This window comes from Reyranella sp., from assembly GCF_004297405.1.
Classification (GTDB): Bacteria; Pseudomonadota; Alphaproteobacteria; order Reyranellales; family Reyranellaceae; genus Reyranella.
The window spans coordinates 166,707-181,810 of record NZ_SCVC01000030.1 but is presented as its reverse complement, the minus strand read 5'-3'; the positions used below and the strand labels follow the sequence as shown (position 1 = coordinate 181,810).

Annotated in this window: 17 protein-coding genes; 9 read left to right on the top strand and 8 right to left on the bottom strand. The window is 65.8% G+C overall.

Annotated elements, in window-relative coordinates; all coding sequences use genetic code 11:
• Window positions 1–16 precede the first annotated feature (16 nt).
• Window positions 17–703, top strand: coding sequence for a hydrolase (locus tag EPO50_RS18475; RefSeq protein WP_296346474.1), 687 nt, complete (start codon window positions 17–19; stop codon window positions 701–703).
• A gap of 15 nt (window positions 704–718) precedes the next feature.
• Here EPO50_RS18475 and EPO50_RS18470 read toward each other — a convergent pair whose 3' ends face one another.
• On the bottom strand, window positions 719–1,633 hold the full coding sequence (locus tag EPO50_RS18470; RefSeq protein WP_296346473.1) for a LysR family transcriptional regulator: 915 nt from the start codon (window positions 1,631–1,633) through the stop codon (window positions 719–721).
• A gap of 162 nt (window positions 1,634–1,795) precedes the next feature.
• Here EPO50_RS18470 and EPO50_RS18465 point away from each other — a divergent pair, with 162 nt between their 5' ends.
• Together EPO50_RS18465 and EPO50_RS18460 are read left to right on the top strand one after the other, a co-directional pair.
• Window positions 1,796–2,137 (top strand): helix-turn-helix transcriptional regulator, encoded by a 342-nt coding sequence (locus tag EPO50_RS18465; protein ID WP_296346472.1) that lies wholly within the window; start codon window positions 1,796–1,798, stop codon window positions 2,135–2,137.
• The gene (locus EPO50_RS18460; RefSeq protein WP_296346471.1) at window positions 2,134–2,634 is read left to right on the top strand and encodes an SRPBCC family protein; all 501 of its coding nucleotides are present in this window, start codon (window positions 2,134–2,136) and stop codon (window positions 2,632–2,634) included. Before EPO50_RS18465 ends, EPO50_RS18460 begins: the two co-directional genes overlap by 4 nt.
• A gap of 23 nt (window positions 2,635–2,657) precedes the next feature.
• Here EPO50_RS18460 and EPO50_RS18455 read toward each other — a convergent pair whose 3' ends face one another.
• The 4 genes from EPO50_RS18455 to EPO50_RS18440 form a co-directional block, all read right to left on the bottom strand.
• Window positions 2,658–4,055 carry an alginate export family protein gene (locus tag EPO50_RS18455; protein ID WP_296346470.1) on the bottom strand — a complete coding sequence of 466 codons (1,398 nt, stop codon included), beginning with the start codon at window positions 4,053–4,055 and terminating at the stop codon, window positions 2,658–2,660.
• A gap of 176 nt (window positions 4,056–4,231) precedes the next feature.
• Entirely contained in the window at window positions 4,232–4,432 is a 201-nt protein-coding gene (locus EPO50_RS18450) for a DUF6726 family protein (RefSeq protein ID WP_296346469.1), read from the bottom strand.
• 103 nt (window positions 4,433–4,535) lie between these two features.
• The gene (locus EPO50_RS18445; protein ID WP_296346468.1) at window positions 4,536–5,810 is read right to left on the bottom strand and encodes an alpha/beta hydrolase; all 1,275 of its coding nucleotides are present in this window, start codon (window positions 5,808–5,810) and stop codon (window positions 4,536–4,538) included.
• A 156-nt stretch (window positions 5,811–5,966) separates the two neighbouring features.
• Window positions 5,967–6,971, bottom strand: a complete 1,005-nt coding sequence (locus EPO50_RS18440) for a 2-hydroxyacid dehydrogenase (protein WP_296346467.1) — start codon at window positions 6,969–6,971, stop codon at window positions 5,967–5,969.
• 175 nt (window positions 6,972–7,146) lie between these two features.
• Here EPO50_RS18440 and EPO50_RS18435 point away from each other — a divergent pair, with 175 nt between their 5' ends.
• Genes EPO50_RS18435 through EPO50_RS18420 form a run of 4 tightly spaced genes read left to right on the top strand, consistent with a single transcriptional unit; the run spans window position 7,147 to window position 10,835 of the window.
• Window positions 7,147–8,298, top strand: coding sequence for a Re/Si-specific NAD(P)(+) transhydrogenase subunit alpha (locus tag EPO50_RS18435; protein WP_296346466.1), 1,152 nt, complete (start codon window positions 7,147–7,149; stop codon window positions 8,296–8,298).
• A gap of 16 nt (window positions 8,299–8,314) precedes the next feature.
• Window positions 8,315–8,740, top strand: a complete 426-nt coding sequence (locus EPO50_RS18430) for an NAD(P) transhydrogenase subunit alpha (protein WP_296346465.1) — start codon at window positions 8,315–8,317, stop codon at window positions 8,738–8,740.
• A gap of 29 nt (window positions 8,741–8,769) precedes the next feature.
• Window positions 8,770–10,179 carry an NAD(P)(+) transhydrogenase (Re/Si-specific) subunit beta gene (locus EPO50_RS18425; RefSeq protein WP_296346464.1) on the top strand — a complete coding sequence of 470 codons (1,410 nt, stop codon included), beginning with the start codon at window positions 8,770–8,772 and terminating at the stop codon, window positions 10,177–10,179.
• 41 nt (window positions 10,180–10,220) lie between these two features.
• On the top strand, window positions 10,221–10,835 hold the full coding sequence (locus EPO50_RS18420) for an HAD family hydrolase (protein ID WP_296346463.1): 615 nt from the start codon (window positions 10,221–10,223) through the stop codon (window positions 10,833–10,835).
• Between the two features lie 365 nt (window positions 10,836–11,200).
• Here EPO50_RS18420 and rpsU read toward each other — a convergent pair whose 3' ends face one another.
• Entirely contained in the window at window positions 11,201–11,404 is a 204-nt protein-coding gene (gene rpsU, locus EPO50_RS18415) for a 30S ribosomal protein S21 (RefSeq protein ID WP_020696578.1), read from the bottom strand.
• A 157-nt stretch (window positions 11,405–11,561) separates the two neighbouring features.
• Here rpsU and EPO50_RS18410 point away from each other — a divergent pair, with 157 nt between their 5' ends.
• Window positions 11,562–12,209 carry a COQ9 family protein gene (locus EPO50_RS18410; protein ID WP_296346462.1) on the top strand — a complete coding sequence of 216 codons (648 nt, stop codon included), beginning with the start codon at window positions 11,562–11,564 and terminating at the stop codon, window positions 12,207–12,209.
• 100 nt (window positions 12,210–12,309) lie between these two features.
• Entirely contained in the window at window positions 12,310–13,449 is a 1,140-nt protein-coding gene (locus EPO50_RS18405; RefSeq protein ID WP_296346461.1) for a Fic family protein, read from the top strand.
• A 6-nt stretch (window positions 13,450–13,455) separates the two neighbouring features.
• On the opposite strand, the gene EPO50_RS18400 is transcribed toward EPO50_RS18405, so the two are convergent.
• Both EPO50_RS18400 and purE read right to left on the bottom strand, forming a co-directional pair.
• Window positions 13,456–14,538: a 5-(carboxyamino)imidazole ribonucleotide synthase gene (locus tag EPO50_RS18400; protein ID WP_296346460.1), complete on the bottom strand. Its 1,083-nt coding sequence runs from the start codon at window positions 14,536–14,538 to the stop codon at window positions 13,456–13,458.
• Window positions 14,538–15,098 carry a 5-(carboxyamino)imidazole ribonucleotide mutase gene (purE, locus tag EPO50_RS18395; RefSeq protein ID WP_296346459.1) on the bottom strand — a complete coding sequence of 187 codons (561 nt, stop codon included), beginning with the start codon at window positions 15,096–15,098 and terminating at the stop codon, window positions 14,538–14,540. The genes EPO50_RS18400 and purE overlap by 1 nt, the downstream gene beginning before the upstream one ends.
• Window positions 15,099–15,104: the final 6 nt, after the last annotated feature.

Here is a 15,104-nt window from a genome sequence, read left to right as displayed (position 1 = left end):
TTGAAAGGAGATATCTATGGCTCCAAACAACATCGCGAACTTCGACGGGCAGCGTCCAGTCATCGATCCCGACGATTCGGTGATGCTTCTGATTGATCATCAGAGCGGCCTGTTCCAGACGGTTGGCGACATGCCGATGCCGGTGCTGCGCAATCACGCCACCGCGCTCGCCAAGATGGCGACGCTCTGCAAGATGCCGGTCATCACCACCGCCTCGGTGCCGCAGGGACCCAACGGGCCGCTGATTCCCGAGATCCACCAGAATGCGCCGCATGCGAAGTACGTCGCGCGCAAGGGCGAGATCAGCGCGTGGGACAATGCGGACTTCGTCGCCGCCGTGAAGGCGACCGGCCGCAAGACGCTGATCATCGCCGGCACCATCACCAGCGTGTGCATGGCCTTCCCCGCGATCGCGGCCGTGCATGAAGGCTACAAGGTCTTCGCCGTGGTCGACGCCTCCGGCACCTATTCCAAGATGGCGCAGGAGATCACCCTGGCGCGCGTCGTGCAGGCCGGCGTCGTGCCCATGGACACGGCCGCCGTGGCCGCGGAGCTGCAACGGACCTGGCATCGCGACGATGCCCAGCAATGGGCCGAGGTCTACAGCAAGATCTTCCCGTCCTATGCGCTGCTCTACGAGAGCTACGCCAAGGCGCAGGAGGTCGCGACCAAGCAGGAGAAGCTCGACTCGGAGCGTGTCTGACCGTCGGTCGACGGTTCAGCGAATGGCGGTTTCCCAACCCGACTTCGCGTCGAACGCGCCGACCAGATGGTCGATCACGGCCCGCACGCGCGTCGGCAGCCGGCCGTTCGGCGGGCGTATCGCATAGACTGTGTCCGCCAGCGGACGGGCATTCGGCAGGGCGTCGATCAGGCGCCCGTCGCGCAACGCCTGCGCGGCGACGAACATCGGGAGCACCGCGAGGCCGAGCCCGGCGATGGCGCCGTTGCACAGGATCTCAGGGCTGTTTGCCACCAGGCGTCCCTGGACAGGGACAGTCCGGTGATTGCCGCGCCGCGTCGGTGACTCGAACTGCCAGACCCTGGACGTCAGGGCGTTCGTGTAGGTCAGGCAGGCGTGGTTCGGCAGGTCGTCGATCGTCTGCGGCAGTCCGAACCGGTCGGCATAAGCCGGACTGCAACAGACGACGCGGTGGCTGATCGCCAGCTTGCGCACGATCAGCGATTCGCTGCGGGGCGCCCCCATGCGGATTGCGATGTCGTAGCTCTCGCTGACCCTGTGATCGTAGATACGGTCGTCCAGCACCAGGCTGACGACGAGCCGCGGCTGCCGCTGCGCCAGGGTGATCAGGCTCGGTGTCAGGAGGTGCGTGCCGAGCGCCATCGGGCAGGCGATCTTGACGTCGCCCGCGATGGATTCGCGATCCTGCGCGACCAGGTCCGACGCCTTGTCGAGGTCGGCAACGATCTCGCAAAGCCGCCGGGAGTAGACGATCGCGTTCTCCGTCGGAAAGAGCCGGTGGCCCGAGCGCTGAAACAACTGCACGCCCAGTTCCGTCTCGAGATCCGAGACCCTCTTGCTGACGACGGACTTTGAAATCTTGAGGCGTTCCGCCGCCGCGCTGACGCTCGACGTCTCGACGACGTGCAAAAACGTCAGAAGGTCGTCCATGCGGAACCTCATCGTTCGACCATAGCGAACAGGGATGGTCATGGACAGGGGCGCCATCGATCGGACGGTTCACGCTGTCTGCAGGGTGTCTCCCTGAGGGAAAGGTTTGCCAACTGGAAAACTAATGTTGACTCCGAGGCGCCTCTCGAATTAGTTCGCCGTATGGAAAACTATGAGCATCGCCTGAACCTCGCGTTCACAGCGCTGGCCGATCCGACGCGGCGCGCGATCGTCGCTCGCCTGTGCAGCGGAGACGCCACGGTCGGCGAACTCGCCGAGCCTTTCGAGATCGGGCTGCCGACACTGCTCAAGCACATTCGCGTGCTCGAACGCGGCGGCCTCGTCTCGTCGGAAAAATCCGGGCGCGTCCGGACGTGCTCGCTCACGCCGAAGGCGCTTCGCAGCACCGACGATTGGCTGCGCACGCATATCGCGACGTGGGAAAGCCGGCTCGATCGGCTGGAAGCTCACCTGGCCCGCAGAAAGAAGGACACAACGAGATGACTGACAGATCCGCACAGACTGAATCGGCATGGGCCGCCTGGCCGCTCGATCGTGAGATCGTGCTTTCCCGCGTGATCGATGCGCCCCGCGAGGACGTCTTCGACGCGTGGACCGACCCCGAGCAGCTCGCAGCGTGGTTCGGCCCCAAGGGCCTCGCGATCGAGACGCACGAGATCGACGTTCGCGTGGGCGGCGTGTGGCGGTTCGACATGGTCGGTGCGAACGGCGTTCGCTACGACAATCGCATGACCTTTCTGCGCATCGAGCGGCCGCATCTGATCGAGGTCGATCACGGTTCCGACAAGGACGATGATCCAGGCAAGTTTAGAATGCTGGTCACGTTCGACGCGCAAACGGACGGAAAGACGGTCCTCACCTTGCGTCAGATGCATCCGACGCGCGCGCGGCGCGACGCGGGCATTGCCTTCGGTGCGGTCGAATTCGGCGGCCAGACGCTCGACAAGCTCGCCGACCACCTGGCCGCGCGCAAATCGTAGGCTACTGGTTATTAGTCCGGAGCCTAGAAACGGTAGGTCGCGGCGAACGCCACGAAATCGACATCGCGTCCGCCGGCAGCTTTCAGCGTGTCGCCTGCACTGAAATGGACGTAGCTCGCTTCGAGCGTTATGTGCCGGTTGACCTGCCAGGTGATGTCGAGCGCGATCTGGTTGCCGATGTAGGAGCTGCCCTGGCCGGCGGTGCGGGGCACCGCCACGAACGGCTCGATGTAGATCGCGTCCTGCGTCGTCTGGCGCCAGGCGAAGTCCCAGCCGAGGGTCACGGTGACGTTGCGGAACGGCCGGATCGAAATCGACGGCTGCAGGTCCATGATGTTGGCCGGCGCGAGGAGGGCCGCTGCGTTGAAGTAGGCGAGCTTGGGGAACAGCGCGTTGAAGGTGCCGACGGTCCGGCCGCCCGGTGTGCTGTCGCCGCTCGCGATATCGGCCTTGAGCCCCAGTCGCGGCGACCACGGCATGTCGCGGAACGTGTATCCGGTGTTCGATGATACGGTCCAGGCGAGGATCTGCCGGTTGGCGAAGGAGCCGAACTGCCACAGCGCCTCCCAGTCCCAGTCCCATCCCGCCGCGGTGCCGAACAGCCTGAGGCCGATCGACTGCCGCGTCTCCTGGCCGACCGATCCGGCGAAGGCGGTGCGGGCATTGTCGTAGCCGAGATAGTAGAGGTCGATGCCGCGGCCCGGCCCGAACAGCGCCGTGGCGTAGAGCCCCCACAGCGCCTGATTAGGATTCGACTGGTCGTTGAAGACGCCGAGCCGGTTGAGCACGGGGCGCACCGCCAGCGCATCGACGCGGAAGGTGCTCGTCTCGGCATGGAGGCGAAAGCCGTCGAAGGCCCGCCGGACATTCGGCGCATCGCGGACGGCGATGATGCGCTGCGAGCCGAAGGCCATTTCCTGGCGGCCGAACCGCAGGATCGAGGTGAGGCCGGCGCTCGGCACGGGCGGCAGGCTGATATCGACGAAGGCCTGCTGCAGGTCGAGCTGATCCTCGTAGGGCGGGGCGGCGAAGTCCTTGCCGAAGGCGAAGTAGCTGCCGAGCTGGGCGAAGGCGCGGAAACTGTCGCCGACGTGAAGGTCTGCATTGATCAGGAAGCGCTGCAGGAGATAGCCGTTGGGCGGTGTGCCGAGCAGGGCGAAGTCCGGCGCCGAGTAATACTCGAAGCGCTCCCGCAGCTCGCCGCCGACGCTGAGATAGATCGGATACTCGCGGTCGAGGACGATGTACTTCATCGGATCCCAGTAATCCCTGGGCGCCGAGGGATCTGCGAGATAGCGGTAGTCTTCGTCGTAGCGGAAGAGCTTGAAGTCGGGCGGACCGGCAGGAAGCCCAGTGGGCGGCGCAGTCGGCGCCGCGGGTTGGGCCACAGCGGCGAGAGGGAACAGGGCCGCGATCGCCATGTAGCAAATGGCGCGAACCCGGAGGCGCAGTGAAGATCGCAAGGCTCACGTCCTCCCGTCGAGGCGTGGATGCGATCAGTGTGGTGCTGCGTGCCCTCCGCGAGCAATTGCCTTCCGGTGAACACAACGTTCTCGCCAGCCGAACAGGCCAACGAACAGGCCAGCGAAGATGAACGTCAGTCGATCACGTCGGCGGTCACGTCGAGCGGGGCGGCGACGACATCGCCGGCGACGGGGACGATCTTGACCGCGGCACTGGTGGCGCGCACCGGGAACGCCACGACGCCGCAGCCGGTCAGACTCGTCGAGAGACCGGCGGCCAGGGCCAGCAACAGAACTGCGCTGACCAGATGGGAACGTAGAAAATTATGGGTCACGTACTCAACCTTCCTCCCGGCACAACGCCGCAGAGCCGTCCGGGTTGCCGGACGTCTCTTCTAGCCAAGGAAGATTGCGAGAAGCTGGCGCGCACCCAGCAGCTTATTTCGGTTTTGGCGCGGCCTGTGAATATGCTTCGTGAACCTGCTTCAGGATCGGCAGGAGATAGCTGAAGAACGCGTTCGGATTCTCCGACATCGGGAAGTGGCCGACATCGTCCATGCCAGCCCAGGTCGAGCCCGCGATCGCTTTATGCGCGGCCCGCCCATGCTCCATCGTGCCGCTGGCGTCGTATTCGCCGCTCAGGATGTGGACGGCGACACGTCCGGTGTCGATCTTCGACGCCTCCTGGCGGAGATCATAGTCGTCGACATAGTAGTGGAGGTCGCCAAGGAAGGCCGGCGGCCAGCCCGAGGCGTAGACTTGGCTGGTCTCCTTGCGATAGGCCTCGGGCGATGTCGGGCTCATCAACCCGTTCATCAGCCGCCCTTTGTATTCGTTGCTCACCTGCGGATGCCAGAGGCGGCCGAGGTCGCTGATGGCGACTTCGATCTTGAGCGCGCCTTCGAGCGAGATCACCGCACTGAAGACATCCGGATGATAGCGCGCGAGATCGAGCGCCAGCAGGCCGCCCACCGAGCATCCCATGAAGACGGGACGCTGGAGATCGAGCGTGCGCGCCAAGGTCACCGGAAGAGCGCGGGCGAACGCGGCGGTCAGGCGATACTCCTCTGTCCACCATTTCGGCCCGACCGGCGGCAGCGACTTGCCATGGAACGGCAGGTCGTAGGCGATCAGGCGGAAATGATCAGTGATCTCGCGGCACTCGAATAGGTGCCGCCACTGCGCGCCGTGAGCGCCCGCGGTGTGCTGCAGCAGCATCGGAATGCCCGAGCCCGCTTCCTCGAAATAGATGCGGTAGTCCTGACCCTCGATGTCGAGATGGACGTAGCGTCCGACCGGGCTATCGAAGGTGCCGGCGGGCTTCGCGACGGACAGCGGCGCCTGCGCCGTCTTCGGACGCAGCAGTTCGATGGCGCGCATGACCGCCGGATAATACTGCGCAAAGCAGACCGGATCGGCCTCCAGGGTCATTGCCTTGAGCGCGAGGAGGGCGGAGAGGTCGTTATGAAAGCGCGGCGGCTTGGCCGAGAGCAGCTTCGCCCATGTCTCCTCCGACGCTTTGAGAACGATGCGGCCAGTGGCACTGCGCGGCGGCTGGGGCGGGCCGACCTGTCCGTCTTCGATCAGCATCGCGCACGCACCGGATGGCGACTCCAGACGCAGACCCCCCGTCCAGTGCCGCGCCGCAAGCCGAAACTCGCCGTCACTCCGACAGGCCTCGATCAATTTCTTCGCGAGTGCTTCGTCGATCATGGCGGCTCCCCCTTTGCTTGTGTTCTTGTTGCGCGCTCTGACCCCTCCGCCCACGAAGACGCGGGCACCTCCCCATTTGAATGGGGAGGAGATCCTTCGCCTCCCCATTCAAATGGGGAGGTGCCTCGCTTGCGAGGCGGAGGGGTCATAAGAACTCTACGCCTTCGGCTTCGGTGCATCCGCAGACTTCGCCCACTCGCGCAGTTCGGGCACGGGCGTCGCTACCGGCTTGCCGGCGAAGTGATTGTCGAGGTTGGCGCGGACGCTCGCCGTCATGCGGCGCTGCGCATGTTCGGTGCCGCCGCCGAAGTGCGGCGTCATCACGAGGTTGTCGATGTCGAGCAGTTCGGTGCCCTCGTAGGGTTCCTCGTCGAACACGTCGAGTGCTGCGCCTTCGATGATGTTGTTGCGCAGTGCGTGGGCGAGGGCGGCTTCGTCGACGGCCCAGCCGCGGCTGATGTTGACGAGATGGCCGCGCGGCCCCAGCGCCTTCAACACTTCGGCGTTGATGATGTGCCGGTTCGAGGCGTCGGAACGCAGCACCACCATCAGGATGTCGCTCCACTTCGCCAGATCCATCACGTCGGCGAAGTAGGGGAAGTCGACATCGTCGCGCTTGTTGCGGTTGCAGTAACCGATCTCGACATCGAAGCCCTTCATGCGCCGCGCGATCTCCAGGCCAATGGCGCCGAGACCCAGGATGCCGAACTTCGCGCCGGTCAGGCCCGAGATCGACCCGAAGCGGTTGGGGATGCGCTTGGTCCACTCGCCACGGCGGATCATCTTGTCGGCGCGTACGATGCGGCGGTGCGTGGCGAGCACGAGGCCCACCGCCATCTCCGCGACATCGGGCGCGTTCGCGTCGGCGCCGTGCGTGATCATGATGTTGCGGCGGCGCGCGGCTTCGAGGTCCATGCGCTCGTAGCCGGTGCCGTAGCAGCAGATCAGCGACAGCCGCGGAAACGCCGCCATCAACTTGTCGGTGGCGCCGACGCTGCCGGTCGTCACCAGCGCCTGTACGCGATCGGCGACGCCGGGTGGGATCAACGCCAGGTCTGGCTTGTCCATGTGACCGACGATGTCATAGCCCTCGGAGAAGGCGCCGAGCGTCGTCTTGGTGAAATGGAAGCCGGTGAGGATGGCAGGTCGATTATCGGACATGCTGCAGTATGACGCGCTGTTCACTGCGATTAAACCATCGCTCGAGCCACAGTGATCGCGCGGCGAAAAACCGGCTTGGCAAAGAACGGAACGCTGTGCATGGTGCCCGGCAAGATGCGTCTTTTCGCGTTCCCACCGATCTGTAACCGATCATGCCGAGCGATCTGAACAAGTCATGAAGATCTCCATCGTCAAAGAACGCCGCCCGCACGAAACCCGCGTGGCCGCCACTCCCGAAACCGTCAAGAAGCTGAAAGCGCTGGGCGCGGAGATCACGATCGAGGCCGGTGCGGGCATCGCGGCCGCCTATACCGACCAGGCCTATGCCGATGCCGGAGCAACGATCGTGCCGGATGCGGCGGCGGCCTTTGCCGCGGGTGACATCGTGTTCAAGATCCAGCGGCCGATGTCGGCGGCGGAAGGCACGGACGAGCTTGCGCTGCTGCGCCAGGGTCAAACCCTGATGTCGCCGCTCGGCGCGCTCATCAACAAGGACCTCGTGCAGGCGCTGGCGTCCAAGGGCGTGACGTCTTTTGCACTGGAGCTGATCCCGCGCATCACGCGTGCGCAGTCGATGGATATCCTGTCCTCGCAGGCCAACCTCGCGGGCTACAAGGCGGTGCTGCTGGCGGCCAACAACTATGGCCGCATCTTCCCGCAGATGATGACGCCCGGCGGCACGCTGGCGCCCTCGCGCGCCTTCATCATGGGCGTGGGCGTCGCCGGCCTGCAGGCGATCGCCACCGCGCGCCGCCTCGGCTCGATCGTGACCGCGACCGACGTGCGGCCCGCGACTAAGGAGCAGGTCCAGTCGCTCGGCGCCAAGTTCGTCGCCATCGAGGACGACGAGTTCAAGGCGGCCGAGACCGCGGGCGGTTATGCCAAGGAGATGAGCGCGGAATATCGCGCCAAGCAGGCGGCCCTCGTGGCCGACCATATCAAGCTGCAGGACATCGTGGTCACCACCGCGCTCATTCCCGGCCGCAAGGCGCCGGTGCTGGTGAGCGAGGACATGGTGAAGACCATGAAGCCGGGCTCGGTGATCGTCGACATGGCCGTCGAACAGGGCGGCAACTGCCCGCTCTCCGAATACGGCCGGGTCGTCGAGAAGTACGGCGTGAAGATCGTGGGGCCGGCCAACCTGCCGGGCGAGCTGGCGACCGATGCCTCCTCGCTGTTCTCGCGCAACCTGCTCAACTTCATCACGCCCATGGTCGACAAGGAGACCAAGGCGCTCACCATCAACCTCGAGGACGAGGTCGTGAAAGGCACGCTGGTCACGCGCGACGGCCAGATCGTGCATCCCTCGCTGGTCCAGCAGAGCTAAAAGGGAGCTGTCCCCAATGGACGACAAGATCGCAGGCGAAGCCTCCAAGCTCGCGACCCAGGCACAGGATCTGGCCACGCAGCTCAAGGCCGTGGCGCAGCAGATCACCGATGCGGCGGCGGCGACGCCGGTCGGCATTCCCGACGGCCACATGCCGTTCGTGGCGCTGCTGACCATCTTCGCGCTGGCCTGCTTCGTGGGCTACTACGTGGTCTGGCGGGTGACGCCGGCGCTGCATTCGCCGCTGATGGCCGTCACCAACGCCGTCTCCTCGGTGATCATCGTCGGCGCGCTGCTGGCCGCCGGCCTGCAGGGTATGGGCGCGGCGCAGATCTTCGGCTTCATCGCCGTGGCGCTGGCCGCCGTGAACATCTTCGGCGGCTTCATCGTTACGCACCGCATGCTGTCGATGTTCAAGAAGAAACAGCCGGTCAAGAAGTAGGCCCAGGGCGCAAGCGGAGAGATTAAGGGATGTTCACCCAGGAACTGGCCGCCTACGGCTATCTGATCGCGGCCATCTGCTTCATCATGGCGCTGCGCGGGCTCAGCTCGCCCACCACGTCGCGCGCCGGCAACCTCTACGGCATCGTCGGCATGGTGATCGCCATCGGCGTCACCGTGGCCACGCCGGGCGTCGTCTCGCCCTGGCTGATCGTCGCGGGCCTGATCATCGGCGGCGCGATCGGCACCTTCGTGGCGATGCGCATCCAGATGACGGCGCTGCCGCAGCTCGTGGCGGCCTTCCATTCGCTGGTCGGCCTCGCGGCGGTGTTCGTGGCGGCCGCAGCCTTCATTTCGCCCGAAGCCTTTGGCCTGGGCACGGTCGGCAAGATCAAGGTGCAGAGCCTGATCGAGATGGGCCTCGGCACCATCATCGGCGCCATCACCTTCACCGGCTCGATTGTGGCCTTCGCCAAGCTGCAGGGCCTGGTCTCCGGTTCGCCTCTGGTCTTCCGCGGCCAGCATCCGCTGAACGCGCTGCTCGGCATTGCGCTGGTCGTGCTGCTGGTGTGGTTCGCCATGCGCGGCCACCCCTCGACCTTCGTGCTGCTGATCGTGCTGTCGCTGGCGCTGGGCTTCCTGCTCATCCTGCCGATCGGCGGCGCCGACATGCCGGTGGTCGTGTCGATGCTCAACTCCTATTCGGGCTGGGCGGCGGCCGGCATCGGCTTCACCCTGGGCAACACGGCGCTGATCGTCACCGGTGCGCTGGTCGGCTCGTCGGGCGCGATCCTGAGCTACATCATGTGCAAGGGCATGAACCGCTCGATCTTCAACGTGATCCTGGGCGGCTTCGGCACCGACAGCAGCAGCGCCGGCGGTCCCGCCGCGAAGACCGACAAGCCGGTCAAGGCGGGCTCGGCCGAGGATGCGGCCTTCCTGATGAAGAACGCGGGCTCGGTGATCATCGTGCCGGGCTACGGCATGGCCGTCGCCCAGGCGCAGCACGCGCTGCGTGAGATGGCCGATCTCCTGAAGAAGGACGGCGTGCAGGTGCGCTACGCCATCCATCCGGTGGCGGGCCGCATGCCGGGCCACATGAACGTGCTGCTGGCCGAAGCCAATGTGCCCTACGACGAGGTCTTCGAGCTGGACGACATCAACCGCGACTTCGCGGCGACCGATGTGGCCTTCGTGATCGGCGCCAACGACGTGACCAATCCGGCCGCCAAGACCGATCCCAAGAGCGCGATCTACGGCATGCCCATCCTCGACGTCGAGAAGGCGCAGACCGTGCTGTTCGTGAAGCGCGGCATGGCCTCGGGCTATGCCGGCGTCGACAACGAACTGTTCTTCCGCGACAACACGATGATGCTCTTCGCCGACGCCAAGGTGATGTGCGAAAACATCGTGAAGGCCCTCGAAGGCTCGTCGCACTGACACGCGCGGCCTGGGCGCGCCACTGAAGTCGCGCGCCCGGCATGAAATACAAAGCCATCCTCTTCGACGTCGGCGGCGCTCTCGATCTCGAGTTCGCCTGGGAAAGCGCGGTCGACGGCGCCATTGCGGCGTCGTGCGGGCTGGAAGGCATCAGGGTCGACCAGACGATGGTCGAGGAAGCCTCGGACGCCGCTGTCGCTGCCTTCGCACCCGATACTTACGTGCACATGATCGAGACGCTGTGCGGCGGCGATCCGCAGACCATCGCGCGAGTGCGCCAGCGGATGCGCGCCATGGTGGGCAATCTCGATGTCTTCCAGTTGCGCCCCGGCATCGACGGCCTGCTGCAACGCTTGCACGTGCGCGGACTCGTGCTCGGCGTGATCGACCCGTCGCATCAGTGGCCGCGGCTGGAGCGGGCAGGGATCGCGGAGCTGTTTGCCCGCGAGGTCGATGTGCCGCCCGCGGCCTGCCTCTTCGTCGGCGACCGCCTCGACACCGACATCGCGCCCGCCAAGGCGAGCGGCATGACGACCATCCAGTTCCGCTCCGGCCGCTGGCGCCGCCAGCGCCCCCGCACCGAAGCCGAAACCCCCGATGCCGTCGTGACAGACGTCCCCGAACTCGATGCCGCGATCGAGGCGCTGCTGAAGTAGCGCCAGGGGCAAGCCGGCGGCGCGGCAGTGTGATAGAATGGCCGCTCGATGGAGGGCCATCGCATGCCTCACACCAACAGACCCATGACATCCGACGAGCTTCGGCGATATGTCGACGCGGTGATGGCTGACCCGCGGTCGAGCATACCGTCGCGAGAGGTGTTCAAACGGCTGCGCGCACTTCAGGCGCAGCGTCGAGCCGACGAGATAGCCGTGCAATCGGTTGCACAGCCGCCTCATGAGCGAAGGACGGACTCGCGATCCAAGGGCAGGTCGCGCCCCGGAAGGGCGTAGCCAAAACAAAACCCCCGGTGTTGCCGGGGGTGTCGTCGTCTCTGTCGCTCGATGAGGACAGATAAAGAGAGCTAGTAGCCCTCGCGCTCCATGCGCTTGCGCATCAGCTTGCGCGTGCGGCGGATGGCCTCGGCGCGCTCGCGGGCGCGGCGCTCGGAGGGCTTCTCGTAGTTGCGGCGAAGCTTCATCTCACGGAAGATCCCTTCGCGCTGCATCTTCTTCTTCAGGACGCGCAGCGCCTGATCGACGTTGTTTTCACGAACGAGAACCTGCACTGCGATCGCTTCCTTCCATATGGCGACAGGCCCCGGAAACCCTCCGGGGCCGAAACTGAGGCGGCGTAGGTATCACAGGGCGCTACCCTTGGGAACCCCCCGCACGGGGCCTATATTCCCACCTATGAGCGAAGAAAACACCCCTGATTCTGCGGAAATGGACCGGACCCCCACCGATCCAGACGCCGCCCTGCGCGACCGGCTGGCCGACGCCGTCACCGCCGAGGCCGCCTTCGAGGGCTGGACCCGCACGGCGCTGGCGGCGGCGGGCCGGCGGCTGGAGCTGCCGGCGGGCGAGGCCGACCGCCTGTTTCCCGGCGGGCCGATCCAGGTCCTGACCCATGTCAGCGAGCTCGCCGATATCCGGACGGTCGAGGACATGGAGAAGGAGGGCGTCGCCGCGCTCAAGATCCGCGATCGCATCAAGGCCGCCGTCCGCATCCGGCTGGAGCGCCATGCCGGCAACCGCGAGGCGGCGCGGCGGGCGCTGGCCGTGCTGTCGCTGCCCTTCCATGCCGGGCTGGGGCTGAAGCTGCTCTACAAGACGGTCGACGCCATGTGGTACGCCGCCGGCGACACCAGCACCGACTTCAATTTCTACACCAAGCGCGCGACCCTGGCCGGCGTCTACTCCTCGACCTTGCTCTACTGGCTGAACGACCGCTCGCCCGGCGCCGAGCAGACCTGGTCCTTCCTCGACCGCCGCATCGAGGACGTGATGAAGTTCGAGAAGCTGAAGAGCCAGGTCCAGTCATGGACCGGTGGCGGCTCCAAGCCCGGCGGCCGCCCGGCAGCACGTAGGTGATGGGGCCGGGCCGTCCAGCGCCAAGCGTGAGCTATAGGCGTCGTTCCTATAACTCATGAAACTATGGTATCGTGAGCTATAGAAAGGATGTCTATAGCTCATGGAGTGGATCTGGCAGCAGCCTGAATGGCCTGATTTCACCTACCGGGCGAGCGCGCTGGACGATCTGGAGCGCCAGTTCCTGCTTCAGTCGGGCGAGTTCGTCGGCGCCTTCCGTCATGTTGGGGCGGATGATCAGGACCGGCTCAGGATCGAACTTATCCGCGACGAAGCGCTCAAGACCTCCGAGATCGAGGGCGAACTCCTCAATCGCGATAGCGTCCAGTCATCCCTGATCCAGCAGTTCGGCCTGGGTAAGGATGGGGGCAAGGACGGCGCCCGCGTGCCCGATGCCGAGCGCGGTGTCGCGGAGATGATGGTCGATCTCTACCGGACCTTCGCATCTCCCCTCGCGGACAAGACGATGTTCGGCTGGCATGCCATGCTGATGGCCGGAGAGAAGGGCATCAAGGATATCGGAACGTATCGCAGTCAGGGCGATCCGATGCAGATCGTCTCCGGCCCCCTTCACAAGAGGAAAGTGCACTTCGAAGCGCCGCCCTCGAAGGCCGTCCCGAAGGAAATGAAAGCCTTCGTGAGTTGGTTCAATGACAGCGCGCCCGATGGAAAGCGTCCATTACCGCCTTTGACGCGTGCGGGCATCGCGCACCTCTATTTCGAATGCATTCACCCGTTCGAGGACGGCAATGGCCGCATCGGCCGCGCCGTTGCCGAAAAGACCTTGGCGCAGGGATTGGGCCGGCCGACCCTGATCGCTCTGGCCTACACCATCGAGCGCAGGCGCAAGACGTACTACGCGGCGCTCGAACACAGCAGCCGGGAGACGGAGATCACCGACTGGCTGCTCTACTTTGCCGACACCGTTCTGGAAGCGCAGGCCACCACGATCAAGCGTGTCGACTTCTACATGGCCAAGGCGAGGTTCTACGAGCGCCTGCAGGGCCAGATGAACGAGCGCCAGGAGAGGGTCGTTGCCCGCATGTTTCGGGAAGGGCTTGACGGGTTCAAAGGCGGTCTGAGTGCCGAGAACTACATCACGATAACGAAGGCCTCACGGGCGACCGCCACGAGGGATTTGCAGGACCTCGTGGCAAAGGGGGCGCTGTCGCGAACCGGCGAACTCAAGCACACGCGCTACTATCTGGCGCTCGCCGGGATCACTGACCGTGAGCAGCCGTAAGCGCCTCTAAGGCCTTAGCACGTAGGTGACGTGGCCCATCTTGCGGCCGGGGCGCGGGGTGCCCTTGCCGTAGAGATGCAGCCGCGCGGCGGGCTCGGTGAGATAGCGTGGCCAGTCGAGCGCCTCGTCGCCGATCAGGTTTTCCATGCGTGAGGGCGCCAGCGCCTCGACCGAACCCAGCGGCAGGCCGCACACGGCGCGCACGAGCTGCTCGAACTGGCTGGTGGCGCAGGCGTCGATGGTCCAGTGGCCGGAATTATGCGGGCGTGGTGCGAACTCGTTGGCCAGCACCGTGCCGTCGGCGGTGACGAACATCTCGAGCGCCACCAGGCCCACCAGGTCCAGCCCCTCGGCCAGCAGCACGCCATAGCGTTCTGCCGTCGCGAGCGTTGCCGCCGGCAGGTCGGCCGGCACGGTCGTGGTGCGCAGGATGCCGCCCTGATGTTCGTTGCGGCCGATCGGGAAGCAGCGCGTCTCGCCGTCCTGCCCGCGCGCCACGATGGCCGAGACCTCGCAGCGGAACGGCACCAGCGCTTCGAGGATGCATTCGCGCTTGCCGAGATCGGCCCAGGCCGCCGCCAGTGCGGCCTTGTCGGCGACCCTGGCCTGGCCCTTGCCGTCATAGCCTTCGGTGCAGGTCTTCAGGATGCCGGGCAGGGCGCCCGGGAACGCGGCCGCCGCGGCGATATCGGCCTCGGAGCGGATCGGCCGGTAGTCGGCCGTGCCGATGCCCAAGGTGCGCAGGAAATCCTTCTCGCGCAGCCGGTGCTGGGCGAGGTGGATCGGCATCGTGCCCGGACGGACCGGCTTCAGCTTCTGGCATTCGAGCACGGCGGCTTCCGGCACGTTCTCGAACTCGTAGGTGATGACGTCGACCTGCTGGGCGAAGGCGGCGAGGGCGGCCGCGTCATCGTAAGCGCCGCGCACATAGCCTGCCGAAACCTCGGCGGCGATCGAGTGTTCGTCGGGCGCGTAGATGATCGAGCGATAGCCGAGCCGCGCCGCGGCCAGCGCCGTCATGCGCCCCAACTGCCCGCCGCCCAGGATGCCGATGGTGGAGCCGGGCGGGATGATCTGAGAGGAAGACATTAGCGGTGAGGGGCTGCGCCAGTGGCTACGTCGTCCGACGGCGCCTGCGCGACGGCGGCGGTCTGGCGAGCGCGCCAACTTTCCACCGCCCGCATGATCTTGGCGTCGTCAAGTCCGACGATCGAGGCGGCCAGAAGTGCTGCATTTACCGCGCCGGCGCGGCCGATCGCCAGGGTGCCGACGGGGATGCCGGCCGGCATCTGGACAATGGAAAGAAGACTGTCCTGGCCCTTAAGGGCGGCACTTTCGACCGGCACGCCCAGCACCGGCAGCGGAGTCATCGACGCGGTCATGCCCGGCAGGTGGGCCGCCCCGCCGGCGCCGGCGATGATCACGCGCAGCCCGCGCGCCTTAGCGCCGGAGGCGTAGCTCATCATGCGCTTGGGCGTGCGGTGGGCCGAGACGATGCGCGCCTCGAAAGGCACGCCCAGCGCCGCCAGGGTCTCGGTCGCATGGCGCATGGTCGTCCAGTCGGACTGGCTGCCCATGATCACGCCGACCAACGGTCGGGCGGTCTTGCCGGGCGAGGCTTTCGCCGGCGTCGTTTTCTTCCTGGCCATTACACC

Excerpts from the sequence above, each read along its gene's own strand:
- EPO50_RS18475 (WP_296346474.1), top strand. The coding sequence starts at position 17 with ATGGCTCCAAACAACATCGCGAACTTCGACGGGCAGCGTCCAGTCATC.
- EPO50_RS18470 (WP_296346473.1), bottom strand. The coding sequence starts at position 1,633 with ATGGACGACCTTCTGACGTTTTTGCACGTCGTCGAGACGTCGAGCGTC.
- EPO50_RS18465 (WP_296346472.1), top strand. The coding sequence starts at position 1,796 with ATGGAAAACTATGAGCATCGCCTGAACCTCGCGTTCACAGCGCTGGCC.
- EPO50_RS18460 (WP_296346471.1), top strand. The coding sequence starts at position 2,134 with ATGACTGACAGATCCGCACAGACTGAATCGGCATGGGCCGCCTGGCCG.
- EPO50_RS18455 (WP_296346470.1), bottom strand. The coding sequence starts at position 4,055 with ATGGCGATCGCGGCCCTGTTCCCTCTCGCCGCTGTGGCCCAACCCGCG.
- EPO50_RS18445 (WP_296346468.1), bottom strand. The coding sequence starts at position 5,810 with ATGATCGACGAAGCACTCGCGAAGAAATTGATCGAGGCCTGTCGGAGT.
- EPO50_RS18440 (WP_296346467.1), bottom strand. The coding sequence starts at position 6,971 with ATGTCCGATAATCGACCTGCCATCCTCACCGGCTTCCATTTCACCAAG.
- EPO50_RS18435 (WP_296346466.1), top strand. The coding sequence starts at position 7,147 with ATGAAGATCTCCATCGTCAAAGAACGCCGCCCGCACGAAACCCGCGTG.
- EPO50_RS18430 (WP_296346465.1), top strand. The coding sequence starts at position 8,315 with ATGGACGACAAGATCGCAGGCGAAGCCTCCAAGCTCGCGACCCAGGCA.
- EPO50_RS18425 (WP_296346464.1), top strand. The coding sequence starts at position 8,770 with ATGTTCACCCAGGAACTGGCCGCCTACGGCTATCTGATCGCGGCCATC.
- EPO50_RS18420 (WP_296346463.1), top strand. The coding sequence starts at position 10,221 with ATGAAATACAAAGCCATCCTCTTCGACGTCGGCGGCGCTCTCGATCTC.
- EPO50_RS18410 (WP_296346462.1), top strand. The coding sequence starts at position 11,562 with ATGGACCGGACCCCCACCGATCCAGACGCCGCCCTGCGCGACCGGCTG.
- EPO50_RS18405 (WP_296346461.1), top strand. The coding sequence starts at position 12,310 with ATGGAGTGGATCTGGCAGCAGCCTGAATGGCCTGATTTCACCTACCGG.
- EPO50_RS18400 (WP_296346460.1), bottom strand. The coding sequence starts at position 14,538 with ATGTCTTCCTCTCAGATCATCCCGCCCGGCTCCACCATCGGCATCCTG.
- purE (WP_296346459.1), bottom strand. The coding sequence starts at position 15,098 with ATGGCCAGGAAGAAAACGACGCCGGCGAAAGCCTCGCCCGGCAAGACC.